Source organism: Cytobacillus sp. (assembly GCF_964223445.1).
Taxonomy (GTDB): domain Bacteria; phylum Bacillota; class Bacilli; order Bacillales; family Cytobacillaceae; genus Cytobacillus.
This window is the reverse complement of record NZ_CAXQGS010000020.1, coordinates 1-14,546: the sequence shown is the minus strand read 5'-3', so window position 1 is coordinate 14,546 and position 14,546 is coordinate 1. Positions and strand designations below refer to the sequence as shown.

16 protein-coding genes are annotated in these 14,546 nt (G+C 42.8%); 11 read left to right on the top strand and 5 right to left on the bottom strand.

What is annotated here, in order from left to right; translation table 11 throughout:
* Positions 1 to 5: 5 nt before the first annotated feature.
* The 3 genes from ACEQ1T_RS02350 (at position 6) to ACEQ1T_RS02340 (ending at position 4,165) form a co-directional block, all read left to right on the top strand.
* Entirely contained in the window at positions 6 to 1,325 is a 1,320-nt protein-coding gene (locus ACEQ1T_RS02350; RefSeq protein WP_206841965.1) for an aspartate aminotransferase family protein, read from the top strand.
* Between the two features lie 12 nt (positions 1,326 to 1,337).
* Positions 1,338 to 2,705: a YjiH family protein gene (locus ACEQ1T_RS02345; protein ID WP_206841980.1), complete on the top strand. Its 1,368-nt coding sequence runs from the start codon at positions 1,338 to 1,340 to the stop codon at positions 2,703 to 2,705.
* A 134-nt stretch (positions 2,706 to 2,839) separates the two neighbouring features.
* Positions 2,840 to 4,165 (top strand): polysaccharide biosynthesis protein, encoded by a 1,326-nt coding sequence (locus ACEQ1T_RS02340; protein WP_206841985.1) that lies wholly within the window; start codon positions 2,840 to 2,842, stop codon positions 4,163 to 4,165.
* Positions 4,166 to 4,199: 34 nt separating this feature from the next.
* On the opposite strand, the gene ACEQ1T_RS02335 is transcribed toward ACEQ1T_RS02340, so the two are convergent.
* The gene (locus tag ACEQ1T_RS02335; RefSeq protein ID WP_370221600.1) at positions 4,200 to 4,874 is read right to left on the bottom strand and encodes a hypothetical protein; all 675 of its coding nucleotides are present in this window, start codon (positions 4,872 to 4,874) and stop codon (positions 4,200 to 4,202) included.
* 58 nt (positions 4,875 to 4,932) lie between these two features.
* Positions 4,933 to 5,196: a hypothetical protein gene (locus tag ACEQ1T_RS02330; RefSeq protein ID WP_243507471.1), complete on the bottom strand. Its 264-nt coding sequence runs from the start codon at positions 5,194 to 5,196 to the stop codon at positions 4,933 to 4,935.
* A 201-nt stretch (positions 5,197 to 5,397) separates the two neighbouring features.
* Between ACEQ1T_RS02330 and ACEQ1T_RS02325 the strand changes: the two genes are divergently transcribed.
* On the top strand, positions 5,398 to 6,336 hold the full coding sequence (locus ACEQ1T_RS02325; protein ID WP_370221599.1) for a magnesium transporter CorA family protein: 939 nt from the start codon (positions 5,398 to 5,400) through the stop codon (positions 6,334 to 6,336).
* Positions 6,337 to 6,346: 10 nt separating this feature from the next.
* On the opposite strand, the gene ACEQ1T_RS02320 is transcribed toward ACEQ1T_RS02325, so the two are convergent.
* Both ACEQ1T_RS02320 and ACEQ1T_RS02315 read right to left on the bottom strand, forming a co-directional pair.
* Positions 6,347 to 7,297 (bottom strand): SDR family NAD(P)-dependent oxidoreductase, encoded by a 951-nt coding sequence (locus tag ACEQ1T_RS02320; protein WP_370221598.1) that lies wholly within the window; start codon positions 7,295 to 7,297, stop codon positions 6,347 to 6,349.
* Positions 7,298 to 7,373: 76 nt separating this feature from the next.
* On the bottom strand, positions 7,374 to 7,946 hold the full coding sequence (locus ACEQ1T_RS02315; RefSeq protein WP_206841998.1) for a TetR/AcrR family transcriptional regulator: 573 nt from the start codon (positions 7,944 to 7,946) through the stop codon (positions 7,374 to 7,376).
* Positions 7,947 to 8,091: 145 nt separating this feature from the next.
* Between ACEQ1T_RS02315 and ACEQ1T_RS02310 the strand changes: the two genes are divergently transcribed.
* The 4 genes from ACEQ1T_RS02310 (at position 8,092) to ACEQ1T_RS02295 (ending at position 11,636) form a co-directional block, all read left to right on the top strand.
* The gene (locus tag ACEQ1T_RS02310; protein WP_206842002.1) at positions 8,092 to 8,604 is read left to right on the top strand and encodes an acyl-CoA thioesterase; all 513 of its coding nucleotides are present in this window, start codon (positions 8,092 to 8,094) and stop codon (positions 8,602 to 8,604) included.
* Positions 8,605 to 8,619: 15 nt separating this feature from the next.
* Entirely contained in the window at positions 8,620 to 9,225 is a 606-nt protein-coding gene (locus tag ACEQ1T_RS02305) for a zinc dependent phospholipase C family protein (protein ID WP_370221597.1), read from the top strand.
* A gap of 160 nt (positions 9,226 to 9,385) precedes the next feature.
* Complete coding sequence (gene ggt, locus ACEQ1T_RS02300) at positions 9,386 to 11,167, top strand: gamma-glutamyltransferase (protein WP_370221595.1); 1,782 nt, start codon at positions 9,386 to 9,388, stop codon at positions 11,165 to 11,167.
* A gap of 142 nt (positions 11,168 to 11,309) precedes the next feature.
* Positions 11,310 to 11,636, top strand: a complete 327-nt coding sequence (locus tag ACEQ1T_RS02295; protein ID WP_206842013.1) for an SCP2 sterol-binding domain-containing protein — start codon at positions 11,310 to 11,312, stop codon at positions 11,634 to 11,636.
* Between the two features lie 40 nt (positions 11,637 to 11,676).
* Here the strand turns inward: ACEQ1T_RS02295 and ACEQ1T_RS02290 are convergent, their stop codons facing one another.
* Positions 11,677 to 12,174, bottom strand: a complete 498-nt coding sequence (locus ACEQ1T_RS02290; protein ID WP_370221594.1) for an N-acetyltransferase family protein — start codon at positions 12,172 to 12,174, stop codon at positions 11,677 to 11,679.
* Positions 12,175 to 12,308: 134 nt separating this feature from the next.
* Between ACEQ1T_RS02290 and ACEQ1T_RS02285 the strand changes: the two genes are divergently transcribed.
* From ACEQ1T_RS02285 to cls, 3 genes are all read left to right on the top strand, one after another.
* Positions 12,309 to 12,452: a hypothetical protein gene (locus ACEQ1T_RS02285; protein ID WP_370221592.1), complete on the top strand. Its 144-nt coding sequence runs from the start codon at positions 12,309 to 12,311 to the stop codon at positions 12,450 to 12,452.
* A 121-nt stretch (positions 12,453 to 12,573) separates the two neighbouring features.
* A complete protein-coding gene (locus tag ACEQ1T_RS02280; protein ID WP_370221591.1) occupies positions 12,574 to 12,747 on the top strand; it encodes a hypothetical protein in 174 nt (57 codons plus the stop codon).
* A gap of 163 nt (positions 12,748 to 12,910) precedes the next feature.
* Positions 12,911 to 14,422, top strand: coding sequence for a cardiolipin synthase (gene cls / locus ACEQ1T_RS02275; protein WP_370221590.1), 1,512 nt, complete (start codon positions 12,911 to 12,913; stop codon positions 14,420 to 14,422).
* Positions 14,423 to 14,546: the final 124 nt, after the last annotated feature.

The window sequence follows — 14,546 nt, the reverse complement described above, 5'->3', positions numbered from 1 at the left end:
AAAGTATGAACGGAGAAAATTGGATTCATCTTGTCGGGAACATTTCAAACTTATTGGCGCCAAGCATGGCAAAGGATCACCCTAATTTGCCGGTGGTTAAGGCGGAAGGCTGCTATTACTACGGTGTCGATGGAAAAGAGTATTTGGATTTTACATCAGGCATCGCAGTGGAAAATGTCGGACATCGCCATCCAAAGGTTGTACAGGCTATTAAAGACAGTGCAGACCATTTGGTGCACGGCCCGTCAGGCGTTATCATCTATGAGTCGATTTTGAGGCTCGCAGATGAGCTTGGAAAAATTACGCCGGGAAATCTGGATTGCTTTTTCTTTGCGAATAGCGGGACTGAAGCAATCGAAGGAGCTATTAAGCTGGCAAAGTATGTCACGCGGAGGCCCTATGTTGTCTCCTTCACAGGCTGTTTCCATGGAAGGTCGATGGGGGCGCTAAGTGTATCCACATCCAAAAGTAAATACCGCAAGTTTCAGCAGCCGTCCTGGCTGACTTATCAACTTCCATATGCGGATGAGCGGGATTGCCCTTTTGGTGAAGATCCTGAGGAGTACTTTCCAAGAAAACTGGAAAAGGATGCCGAAACACTCTTCAAGCATCAGGTGGACCCGGAAGAGGTTGCCTGCATGATCATTGAACCGGTTCTCGGGGAAGGAGGCTATATCATTCCTCCGAAGAGATGGATGCAGAAAATCAGGGAAATCTGTGACCGGCATGGAATCCTGCTGATATTTGATGAAGTGCAAACCGGCTTTGGGCGTACTGGAGAGTGGTTCGCCGCACAGGCTTTTGATGTTGTGCCGGATATCATGGCAATTGCAAAAGGAATCGCGGCAGGATTGCCGCTAAGCGCAACTGCAGCTTCAAAAGAATTGATGGAAAAATGGCCGCTGGGTGCCCATGGAACAACCTTCGGCGGAAATCCGATTGCCTGCTCTGCAGCATTAGCGTCCCTTGAAGTCCTAAAAACGGAAAATCTTTTGGAAAACGCAAAGCAAATGGGAGAGTATGCATTAAAGAAATTACACGATTTGCAAGCCGAACATCCTGCAATTGGCAGTGTCCGAGGTCTGGGGCTGATGATCGGCATTGAAATAATCGACCCGCAAACCGGAAAACCGGATGGAAATGCTGTAATGGATATTCTGAACTCTTCACTTGATAAGGGAGTCCTCTTTTATCTCTGCGGAAATTCAGGGGAAGTGATTCGGATGATTCCGCCGCTTATCGTGACAAGAGAGCAAATCGACCAGGGTCTGAAAGTATTGGAAGAAGCACTTACAGAACATGAAGCAGTTGTTTCCAAATCATAAGGAGGTATGAGAATGAAAGCTGAGACAAGGGTTAAGCCGCAGGCTGTCACAGGAGAGTATTGGAAATTTGTCATCCCATCTTTAATTGGATCGCTCCTATTTCTGGTTCCAGTTAAATTTCAGGGAGATGTCACGATTGGTGTTGGTATATTAGCATCTCTTTTAGGCAATGCGTTCAGTGAACAGATGCCTGCCATTATCATTTTTATTTTAGGGATATCCGTTTTTCTTTCCATCCTGACAAAAGCAGCAAAACCGGCATTTATACTGGATAATAAGTTTTTAAAAGGATTATTTGATACCGGGAAGTTTGGATTAACCATGAGAATCCTTGGATTCGCAGTAGGAATTATGACTTTGTTTGAGGTCGGGCCTGAATTTATCTGGTCGCGAAATACAGGCGGAGTGGTTCTCTACGACCTGGCTCCCGTTTTACTTACGTGGTTCCTGTTTGCCGGCATCCTTCTGCCGCTTTTAGTGGAATTTGGATTAATGGAGTTCATTGGGGCGCTTGTCCAGAAATTTATGAGGCCATTTTTCACACTTCCCGGAAGGTCCTCCATCGATTGCCTTGCGTCCTGGATGGGCGCCGGAACAGTAGGTGTATTGGTAACAACGAAGCAATATGATGAAGGTTTTTACACAAAAAGAGAAGCAGCGGTCATTGCGACAACCTTTTCGATTGCATCTGTTGCTTTCAGCCTTGTAGTTGCGAATGTGGTTGGCCTTGGCCATTTATTCATCCCTTTTTATTTAACCGTTTCTGCCGCCTGTGTAGTGGCAGCATTGATTATGCCAAGAATTCCGCCATTATCCCGGAAGCCGGATACTTATTATGAGCCAGTAGGACAGCAGATTGATGAAACCATTCCGGAAGGGGTTTCGAAATTGAAATGGGGATGGGAGCAGGCAATTGATAAAGCAAGGAATGCTCCAGGTCCCAAAAAGCTGTTAACCAATGGCATTGAAACCGTTTTGGATATTTGGATGGGCCTGATTCCGCTTGTGATGAGCCTGGGAGCAGCAGCACTGATCATTGCGGAATACACACCTGCATTTAAGTTTATTTCATATCCGCTCATTCCGGTTTTGGAGTTTATGCAATTGCCGGAAGCAGGAGCAGCAGCACAGACCATGCTTGTTGGCTTTGCTGATATGTTCCTTCCAGCCGTTATCGGGAGCGGGATTGAGAGCGAACTGACAAGATTTGTCGTGGCGGGCCTGTCATTAACACAATTAGTATACATGTCTGAAATCGGGATCCTGATCCTGCGTTCGAACATTCCGCTGAGCTTTGTGGATTTATTAGTTATTTTTATTGAAAGAACGGTTATTACTCTACCTGTTATTGTACTGATTGCACATGTTTTTGTATTTTAGCTGAAAGGAGGGCGGCATATAGCCAGCCCTCCTTTTCGTTATATTAATTTTCTTAAAAGTTCCAAAAGGGCAATATATTATCGGGGCATGTCTCATATCTTATATAGAATCTGCATTATATAAGGAGAGGCGCAATGAGTAAATTCTTCAAGGGAGTCATATTGCTTGCACTGGCGGCTTTTGCAAGCGAATGTATAGAGTTTGTGGTGAATATGGTGCTCGCCCGGGAACTGGGGGAGAGGGGCCTCGGCATGTACATGTCGATTTTGCCGACCATATTTTTGATTGTGCTGCTGGCAAGTTTTGAGCTTCCGATCTCTATTTCCAAATTCATTGCAGAAAAAGATAAAAGGTACCACCTCAGCATGCTCCATCATGTCATCAAGCTTACTATTATCTTTACAGCCGTTTTGGTGCCAGCTGCATCGGCTATTATTCCGTTCGTCAGTGTCTTTAATGAGTACCACCCGCTGCTGAGATGGGTTGTGATCGGCTTTATCCCAATCGTGTCCTTTTCCTCGATTGCCAGAGGCTTTTTCATGGGGAAGCATCAAATGGGGAAAATTGCAGCCTCCAATTTTCTGCGCAAATCCGTTCAGCTCCTTTTGCTTGTGGTTCTTTACCAGGCCTTTCAATTTGATGCCAATACCGCAGTATTCATTGCTTTTTGTACTTTTGTAGGAAGTGAGATTGTTGTTTTCCTATATCTTCTGCATATGTTTATTATTCAGTATCAGCGCATTAAAAAAGAGCCATCGAGTTTTATCAGCGGTAAAAGTGTTCGGCAAAACCTTCTATCTGTTTCTGTGCCGACTACCGCTTTACGAGTTTTTCATGCCTTGACCCATGCAGTACAGCCATTTTTGATTAAAGCTGCGCTATTTAAAGCAGGGGTGCCGGGAGAAATTGCGACAGAGCATTTTGGTATGCTTGCAGGTGTGGCCATGACAATCGGCTTTTTTCCATCCTTCATTGCCCATTCATTTTTAATTATGCTGATTCCAACTGTGTCTAAAGAATATGCGGATAAAAACCTGGATGAACTGAGGAGGCTTCTTCAGCAGGTGTTTTTTGTCACCTTTTTATACGGAATTCCTTCAGTTGGACTTTTTTACTTTTTCGCACGGCCGCTGACCGATGTGTTTTTTCATTCAACAGATGCAGCAGTGTATTTGCAGATGCTTTGGCCATTCTTTTTGCTTCACTTCTTCATTATCCCGATGCAGGCCTACTTAATCGGCCTGGGCCTGATGAAAGATGCAGCTTATCATTCAGTATGGTCCACGGTTGTTTCATTTACAGTCATGTACCTGCTTGGTTCTATGCATAGCCTGCAGATGGATGGGATCATTATGGGCATGAATACAGGAGCAGTGCTCCTCGCCATGATGCATTATGTAACAGTGTGCAGGAAAATTGGGCTGACTCTGTATCTATCGCCAGCTAAGCAGTTTTACTGAAAATGAAAAAGCATCTCCCCTCCATGGGCAGATGCTATTTTTTTCCCTCATTTTTTTCCCCGAATTTGCTCTCAATTGTATGTTCATCTCCGTACAGGATTATATGATCGCCTTCCTGAAGCTCCGTCACTAGCCGTTCTTTTCTAATCTTTATGTCACCCCGCTGGATATACAGCACATTGATATCCTCATCCTCTTCGATAATATCTCCTAACTCCTTTTCCTTAAATTCACATGTTTCATCAATGAAATAATCCAATACTTGATCAGTATCATCTGTAAGCAGCGCCTCTCTTATCGGGAGATCACGAAAATCATAATGTTCTTCGAGCTCATGCTCCAGTTTCCCCGAAAGATAATCCCGCATTTTAGGCATCTTTAAAATAAAAATAACCATGATTAGGGCGGCGGCAACGAACGAGATCTTAGCAGTAAAAAATTCATCTGAAAGGATGCTGCTGATTGCAGAAATAATAACTGCCAATGAGAAGGCACCAAATAAAATTAAAAAGGCCCCGAACCTTCTGCGGATCGGATGGTCGATAATCAGTTCCGATTCCCCGGTTGTAAAGCCGGTTCCTGTCAGCATGCTGATCACCTGAAATCTCGCAATATGCTTATCAAGCCCAGTATATGTGAAGATAAGGGTATGAATTTCGATAACAGCCAAAACGATTCCCAAATAAATCAGGATGAAAAGAACACCCATCTTATTTCCTCCGAAAATTTAGAATTATGTAAAAAACCTAAGGAAGCCAGTCCTTAGGTCATTGCTGTACGGTTTCGTTATAGTAATTTACTGAATACATGGCACCTTCATCTACCATTTTGTTATCTTCAATATTATGCGGGTCCGGGTGGCCAAGTTTTTCTTCTGGAACTGTATCATTTAAAAAGCGGTCTGGAAGCATGCCTTTCATTTTAACAGCAAGAGACTGAACTTTATTTCGATTGTTTTTGCTTGCCAACAATAAAATACTTGTAATGCCAACACCGGCTAACAGATATGGATTTAACGGACGAGAATTCATGATTATGCTCCTCCTTCAAATAATTGAATTTGTATTTCTTGGTGTATATTTACCCGGCATAATTAAATGCAAACATATAGTTTAAATAACATTGTTTCCAGTACTAGAAATAATTACTCCTTCTAAAGGGTTTTACTGGGGCCGTGAGAGGGGAATTATGTATTTATTAAAAAGGATTAGGATTCCAGGAGGAAGATGGGGATGGAAAAAGAATATAATGAAGATCATTGGAAATGGTATCGTTATGATCATTTGGATGAAATAGAGTTTAATGTGGCCGGCGACTATAAAGAGGCATTACAGGAATGGGCCAGGAACACTTCCGAGAACAAAACCAATGTAATGGAAATAGATACTTTCGTTCGTGATAAGGAATTTCTCAGCGGCTCGCTCATTTATCAGCAAACAATCAAAGAGCAGCATGAAAATAGTTTGTTCCACTATTTTCTGACAAGGGATTTTCTCATCACCGTCAACTTTGATTCGTCTGTCATTCAGTCCGATGAATCACTGCTATTGAAAAAAATGGATTATACCCATAATGCCATTGATGGATTTTTCGTGATTTTAGGCGAGGTTCTAAGTGATAACATCCAGAAGATTGATAAGTTTGAAGTACGGTTAAATGAACTGCTTTGGAAAATAAAAGAGAAAAACAATATTAACCGCCTGGAAGAAATTTATGAGCTCCGTCACCAGATCCTTGTATGGAAAAATATCATGATTCCTGTTAAGGAAATCAGGATGGGAGTCGAAGAAGCGTTTGGTGAAGGGGTTATAGAAGGAACTGAATTTAAAAGAACCTGCAAGCGAATTGAAAGGGGATATACGCTGGTGCGGGAGTATCAGCAGGAAATTGATGATTTGGTTAATTTTGAAGAAATGGTATCCATGCACCGGGGAAACGAAATTGTGAAGACGCTCACGGTCATTACCACCCTTATGACTCCAATTGCAACCTGGGGAGCGCTATGGGGCATGAACTTCAAGATTATGCCCGAACTGGAATGGAAGTATGGGTATTTGTTCTCCATTATCGTTATCATCGCTTCTACCGCAGCCCTCTATATCATGCTTGTTAAAAAAGGCTGGATGGGTGATATCCTAAGGGGAAAAAAGAAGAATTCATTCTTTAAATAAAGGAATGCCGTTAGAATGCGGCATTCCTTTCGTTTAGTAAATGATCCAGTGTCACTTTAATCCCTGCCTCATATGGTGTTTTAGGGAGAGAGCCAATTCTCGCTTCATATTTACTGCCGTCCAAAATAACAGGCTTCTCATTCAAATACATCAATTCTGTATATTCCCTCATCATGGGATCAAAAACACCGATGGCACGAATCATCCATTTGTGGACAGGTCTGAAGGTAACGCCTCTGCTAAGATGCTGAGAAACAATGCTGGCTATTTCTTCCCCGGTAATGGTTCCTGCACCAGGGATATTCCAGACTTCACCGTATGAGTTTTCATTCAATGCAAGTTCGGCTAAAGCTTCCGCTCCATCTTTAATATAAATGAATTCCCTCGGTATATTGGTTTTGCCGACAAACATGCCCTTATTCTTTTCAGTAATCTGGCTCAGTGTATAGTGTAAGAGAGTGTTTCCTGTATGAGGGCCGTAAAAGTCAGGGAAGTGGGCAATGATGTATGGCACCCCTGATTTTTTAATAGTCTCAATTAGTGCCTGGCGCAGCATCCCTTTTTTTGTGTGCGGATTTTTTGGGGAAACTTCGGCAGCAGGGCTGGATTGAAGGCCATAGGAGTATATATTATCAGCATATATAAAAGGCTTATGATGTTTACGGCACGCCTGCAGGATATTATTTAAGATAATTGAGAGGGCGGGATCCCAGTCCGGGTAAGGGATATTGATGGCATGAAAAACAGCATCTGCTTCGGACACTGCCTTTTCAACATCATTTGCATTCAGTGCATCGCCTGAATGGATAACAGCATTTGACCCCCAGTCTTTTTGGAAGTTAAGCAGGTTTTCTTCAGATCTTGCAAAAGCGATAGTTTTAATATTCCTGCGGCATAATGCCTCTGTTAAAGCATATCCCATTCCGCCTGTTGCTCCTAAAACTGCAGCTGTTTTCATCATTATTTCATCATCCTTTTTATTTAATTGACCACCGTTCAATAAAAGGGAAAAATTAAAGAAATGCGATGTCATTTCTTTAAAAAATTGCTTTTATTAAAAATTGTGCATGTGAAGAGGCGAGTTCCTTCACTTCTTCAAATGTTGTTTCCGATCTGCAATAATGTGTGACAAAGCCGTGCAAGCTTAGAAATACAGACCAAATATCCTTTATGGAAAGAGATCTTGGTGCAAGTGAATTAATCGCTTGCGCAAAATGCATGTAGCTTTTATTTGGTCCTTCATTTAGATAGCTTTTCACATTATCATCACGAATTAAAAACATCAGCTCATAATGTTTTTGATGGGTAAGGCCAAATTGGATATAACGGTAAAAAATGCTGAAAAGCTTCTGTTCATTGGTATCTGCAGATTCTCCCAGCACACTGTCGAGGACTTGATCGAGCTTTTGGAAATCGGCTTCAACCATTTCGTAAAATAATTGAGCCTTATTTTTGAAATGATAATAGATGGCACCATGGCTGCACTGAAGGGTGTCAGCAATTTTTCTCATGGATGCTGCTGAATATCCTTCCTTTACAAACAGGTCACGTGCAACAGAGATGATTGCTTCTTTTGTTAGTTCGTCATGGGCTGATTTTCTTGGACTCATGGAATCACCTTTCATTATTGAACACTGGTCAATAAGATTATATGACGAAGAGGATATTTTTGGCAATGTTTTTTTACAGTCTATTCAAATTATTTTTATTAGCCATCAGCTTTTGATATGCTTTACTAAAACAGGAGGGAACAACATGAGTGAGACCAAAACATGCAGAGAATCTTTTACGGTAAAAACCAGCATTGTGCTTCCGCCAGACACGAATACATATGGAACACTATTCGGCGGCAAGCTAATGGCTTATATTGATGATGTCGCAGCCATCGCGGCTATGAGGCATGGAAGGAGAAATGTCGTAACCGCATCTACAGACTCTGTTGACTTTCTTCATCCGGTTTATGAAGGCAATTCAGTCTGCCTGGAGGCTTTTGTTACCTACACAGGCCGGACATCAATGGAGATCTTCGTAAAAGTAATTGCAGAAGACCTGCTGACAGGCGACCGAAATGTGTGTGCTATGTCCTTTTTGACAATGGTTGCGGTTGACGAGAATGGAAAGCCGACTCCGGTGCCAGCGGTTGTGCCTGAGACAGATGAGGAAAAGAGCTTATATGAATCAGCAAAAGAACGTGCCGAAATTCGCAAAAGACGGAGAAAGGACAGTGAAGCCAGGGCAAAGAAATACGGTACAGGTCTGCCCTGGTAAATAAGGGGGAGAAGAATGGGATCCAGAGTGATGCATAGCATTATCAACAATGAAATTGCTTCCAGAATGAAAATAGAGGACAAAGCAGCATTTTTACTTGGAGGAATAGCGCCTGACGCTGTTTCTCCCAAAGATCTTTCCCATTTTTACAAAGGGAATACGGATGATTACACGCGAAGTATAGATTATAAGAGTTTCCTTGATAAATACAGGAGCAAAAGTCTTTCACCTTACATCCTCGGCTATTACACCCACTTAATTGCAGACCATGTCTGGCTGACAGGCTTCTATCTTCCCTGGCTGAAATACAGAATGGAAAAAGATGAGGAAGTCTTAAACCGCTATCATAATGATTTTCGCCTTTGTAACGCAAAGCTGTCTGAACAATACGGCCAAGTTAAATTTGAGATGAAAAATGTAAAGGTGCCAGATTTAGATGAGGTTTCTGCCGATCAAGTCAGTGCTTTCATCCCTTATATTTTAAAAGACTTCGAATATGATAAAAACGACGCTGAAAAGTCCCTTGAAGTGTTTACTTTCCAGCAGATCATCGGCTACGTGGAAACATCCGTGGAGCTGGGGGCTGCCGAGTTAAAGAAACTGTCAATTGTAAAAAACTGACTCCTTATATCTTCCTATTCTGCAGGGATAATTGAACCTTTTTACACACCAGTGTCTAGTAAAATAGATTTAACTTTCAGAATATTAACTCTTATTTCTTGATTATCCTTTTCCTTCCTCTTAAGTTAGACGTGTAGAACTTAACAAAAGGAGGAAGATTATGAGAAGAGTTTTGAAAGCTAGTATTCTAATGCTTTTAAGTATTTTACTAGTTGCCGGAACCATGCCTTTAACCGGGCAGGCGAAACAGCCAAAGCCTGATGATGGTTATGGCGGTTATAGCCAGGTTGATGTCGGCAAGGATGGAATGGTGGCTTCAGCCCATCCGCTTGCGTCAAAAATTGGTGCAGATGTTTTGAAAAAGGGCGGTAATGCCATCGATGCGGCTGTCGCTGTTCAACTTGCCCTCAATGTTGTGGAACCAATGATGTCCGGAATTGGCGGCGGGGGTTTCATGATGGTCTATGATGGCAAAACGAAAGAAACCAGCATCATTAACAGCCGTGAACGTGCCCCAGCCGGTGCCTCACCAGATATGTTCCTGGATGAAAGCGGAAAGCCGATTCCATTTGCGGAGCGTTCAACTGGCGGTACGGCTGTCGGTGTGCCCGGCACATTGAAGGGATTGGAAACGGCCCTTGAAAAATGGGGAACACGCCCTATGCAGCAGCTTATCGGTCCTGCGATTAAGCTGGCAGATAAAGGCTTCCCGATTGATTCTGTATTAGCCGATGCGATTGCCGATAATCAGGATAAGCTTGGCAGAACGGCTGCCGGCAAAGTGTTTTTGCCTAAGGGTGAACCTCTTGGAGAAGGGGACCGTCTGGTACAGAAGGATCTTGCAAAAACCCTGAAGATGATACGTGCTGGCGGAACAGACGCTTTTTATAATGGGGAAATTGCAGACGCTCTTGCTGGTGTGGTGCAGGATTTTGGCGGATCGATGACACCTGAGGACCTTGCAGGATATGAAGTAACTATTGACGAGCCTATTTGGGGAGATTACCAGGGATATGAAATTGCTAGCATGCCGCCTCCAAGCTCTGGCGGAGTGTTTTTGCTGCAGATGCTGAAGGTTTTGGATGACTTTAATCTTTCTCAATATGATTTAAAATCCTGGGAAAAATATCATCTGCTTGCTGAGACGATGCATCTTGCTTATGCAGACCGCGCCGTTTATGCAGGGGATCCAGAGTTTGTAAATGTCCCGGTCAATGGGCTCCTTCACCCGGATTACATTAAAGAGCGCCAGGAACTCATCAGTCTGGATAAAGTCAACAAAAATCCAGAAGCAGGCGATCCATGGAAATATGAAGAGAGTGAAGCAGATTATGAAAGAACTGAACAGCCGAATGACCGCCAATACGGCGAGACTACCCATTTTTCTGTAACGGACAGATGGGGTAATGTTGTCTCTTATACGACAACGATTGAACAGGTATTCGGAACAGGAATCATGGTTCCAGGCTACGGGCTGATGCTGAATAATGAGCTGACAGATTTTGATGCCGTACCAGGCGGGGCAAATGAAGTCCAGCCTAACAAGCGGCCTTTAAGCTCGATGACACCGACGATTGTCTTTGAAGATGACGAGCCTGTACTGACAGTCGGTTCACCAGGCGGCCCAACGATTATAACATCCGTCCTGCAGACGATTCTTTACGCCATAGAATATGACATGGAGCTAAAAGCTGCAGTAGAAGAACCACGAATCTATACAAATAGCCTGAATTCCTACCGCTATGAAGAGGGCATTCCTTCAGAAGTTATTAATAGGCTAAAAGGGATGGGGCATAGCTTCGGTCCGAGTCCGACCACGATTGGAAACGTCCAAAGTATTTTGATCGACCGTGATAAAGGAACTTTCAAAGGTGTGGCAGATTCAAGCCGCAATGGTGCTGCCATTGGTGTTGATTTGAAAGGAAAAGGGAAAAGCAAATAAGATTTGTGAGAATAGCGCCTTATCAATAAGGTGCTATTCTTTGGATGTGAAATGAATAGGGGTTCATTTTTCGGCAGGAATTTATGTTTATCTGTTGAAATATAATTTATGAAGGTATTCATAAAAGAAGGAGGAACATGCCATGGCAGTCAAAGATGAATTATACCAGCTGGCAGATAAAATGAACGCTGATCCCGTACATATCAAGGATGAAAAAAATAGGGTATTTCAAGTGGACCTTGAGGAAAGCGGTCCCATTCAGATTTTATTAAAGGAGGGAAAAGTCATAGTGGAAGAGGGGGCTCCTCATGAGCCTGAAGTGACACTGAAACTGTCAGACAAAAACTTTTCTAAGTTATTAAAAGATGATCTCAATACGACAATGGCATTTATGACAGGCAGCCTTAAAGTGGATGGGAAAATGGGGCTAGCCCTGAAGCTGCAGGAAATTGTAAAGAAATATCAATGATAATAAGGCAGCCCTTCAAACAGGAAGCTGCCTTATTTTATTATAAAAATAATGCCATCATGTCTTCATCATAGTACTTTCCATCAATCTTCAGTGCATGCCTCACCTTGCCGTAAACCTCAAAGCCGAAAGAAGCATAAAGTTTTTTAGCTGGAATATTTTCAGACATTACAGCAAGGTGGATTTGTTCGACCCCGTCCCAGGAGCGGGCCTTTTCCACAGCCTTGCCGACCAGTCTCCTGCCGACACCATTCTGACGCGAGGACTCTGTAACATACATTGCATAAATATTGGATCGATGATTCACTTTCAATCCGGTTTCTCGTACTAAACTGACTACACCTATAAGTTTTCCTCTTTCAAATGCTCCGAAGTGAAAGGAGTTATCACCCTTAAATCTTTCTCCGTACACTTCAGGGGGCCTCCCGGCTTCCTCCTCATAGCTTGAACCAAATGCTTCCGGATTCTTTTTTAATCCTTCCAATCTTATCTCTTTGTATATTTCAGCATCATCCGTGCGCAGAAGCCTAATTTCCATCCTCGACACTCCTTTATTTTTTTCTAACCCTTAGATTCTCGTTAACAGGAAAAACTCCTTTAACATTTTTCTGAAATTAGTTTTTTTCTGCCTTTATAAGGGAACAGGATAAAAAAGGTACAGGAGGGATTGGAATGTCTCATGAAAACAGCAAGGACTTAAAAGATATTGTAAAAGGGCAAAACAACGGTCAGAAACAAGCGCAGTCATTAAAAGATCAGGAGCGTAAGCCGGATCAGCAAAACCGTTTGAAGGATCAGGAGAATATGAGGAAGTAACTTTAAGAGAGAGAGCTATGAAGAATAGCTCTCCTTTTATAAAGGAAGAAAGACTCCCGACCCGAATACTAAGCAATGATTTACTCTAGTTGAATATACATATAAAAAAGGGGGATGCAGAATGGGAGTGCTGTTTGGTTTAATTGTCGCGACTCTGGCTTTCGCTTATTGGATCGACCGAAGAAGGAAAAAGATAAACAATACGATGCAAAAAGGAATCAGCTCAAGTGAAAAACCGGGGGAAAGCACGAATTATACGATGGGTGATAATCATTATACAGGAGGCGGACAATAGCCATGGAGTTTTGCGTTATCAGCAAGGCTCTTCTTTTTTCCCGGAACATGCTTTCTTCTCCTGAAAATGGGAAAAGCTAATGTTGCCGGGTTTCTATAGGGCATCAAAAAGGGTATAAGGAAACATAAATATTGTAACCTTTTTAGATTTGGAGAAGTGGGCTATGAAAAAAAGAAGAGTGGAATCCTTATTTGTTTTTATCCTGATTGCATCAGTGTATACGATATGTTTCACGGATGCCGGCTCGCCAATTAAAATCGGTGCTGTCCTGCTTTATTCAGCCGTTATATTCATCAGCGCCTATTCCTTGATGCTTGAGAATCGCAGCCCTAACCAGACCTTACTGTGGATGTATGTGCTGGTGTTTTTTCCGGTAGCGGGCTATCTGTTTTATTTGTTTTCCGGCCAGCTTTATTTGAAAGGCTACTTGTTTAAAAGTAAAAGAAGCAGGGACAGGGATGAATGGAAAAGGCTGATGAAAAGAGAAGACACGCCAGATATATCATTCCTGCAGGACAGCCAGCACTGCTTTGCAAAATTCGCCAATAATGTGGCATTGACCCCGCTAAGCACCAATTCAAGGGCGAAGATCCTTAAAAATGGCGAGGAGACATTTAATGAAATTAAGAATAAGCTGCGTGAAGCAGAAGAGTTTATCCATATGGAATATTATATTTTTCGGTCTGACAGGCTTGGCAAGGAAATCATCAATATCTTGATGGATAAAGCCAGGCAGGGTGTAGAAGTGCTGTTTATTTTTGATGCGGCAGGCAGCATGGGGATTACACTGGAGGACTTGCAGTCGATGGAGGATGCAGGCATTAAGGTAAGGCCATTTTCTCCGCTGAAATACGGTTTTTTTAATCAGAAATTCAACTTCCGAAACCATCGCAAGATTGTTGTAATAGATGGGAAAGTCGGCTTTGTGGGCGGACTGAATGTGGGCGTTGAATACCTGGGCGAAAATGAAAAAATCGGCTTCTGGCGGGATACTCACATGCTCCTGAAGGGGGAGGCTGTGTACACACTGCATACAGTATTTCTCTTGGACTGGGAATATGTCAGCAAGGAGGATGTGCTGGAGGAATACAGAGATGTAAAGTATCCAATTGATGATGATGTGCTCGATGGTGCGGTGCAGGTGGTGGCCAGCGGTCCCGACACACAGCAGGGAATTATGAGTGATCTTTATTATTCAATGATATCCTGCGCCACCAGATCCATCTGGATTGCCACACCATATTTTGTTCCCGATGAATCCATTCGCACTGCATTGAGGGTGGCTGCGGCTAAAGGAGTGGAAGTTCGCATCCTGGTCCCTGAGATCAATGACAGCTTCCTGACACAATACGCAAGCCGGTCTTATTTTGCGGAACTGCTTCGATATGGTGTCGAGATTTATTCCTATAAAAGAGGCTTCTTGCATCAGAAGATCATTATCGTTGACGGAATCCTCGCCTCAATAGGAACTGCGAACATGGATATGCGCAGCTTCCACTTGAACTTTGAAGTAAACGTCTTTCTATACGGTACAAGCTCAATCCGTGATCTTGCCGCCCACTTTGAAGAAGATATGGAAGAAAGTGAAAAGATTAGCCCGGTCCAGTATTATAAACGCGGACTGGCGGAAAGGTCGAAGGAATCCTTCGCCCGGCTGTTTTCCGGGGTATTATAAAGAAAGTGCCATGGCTGTGGCGCTTTTTTTTGTGTGGATCAACTGCTTGGCAAGTAAAATTCTATAATCTGCAAATAGATGAGGGGGGCTTGCAAATAGCTCAGGCAAATTTGCAAATAGATGA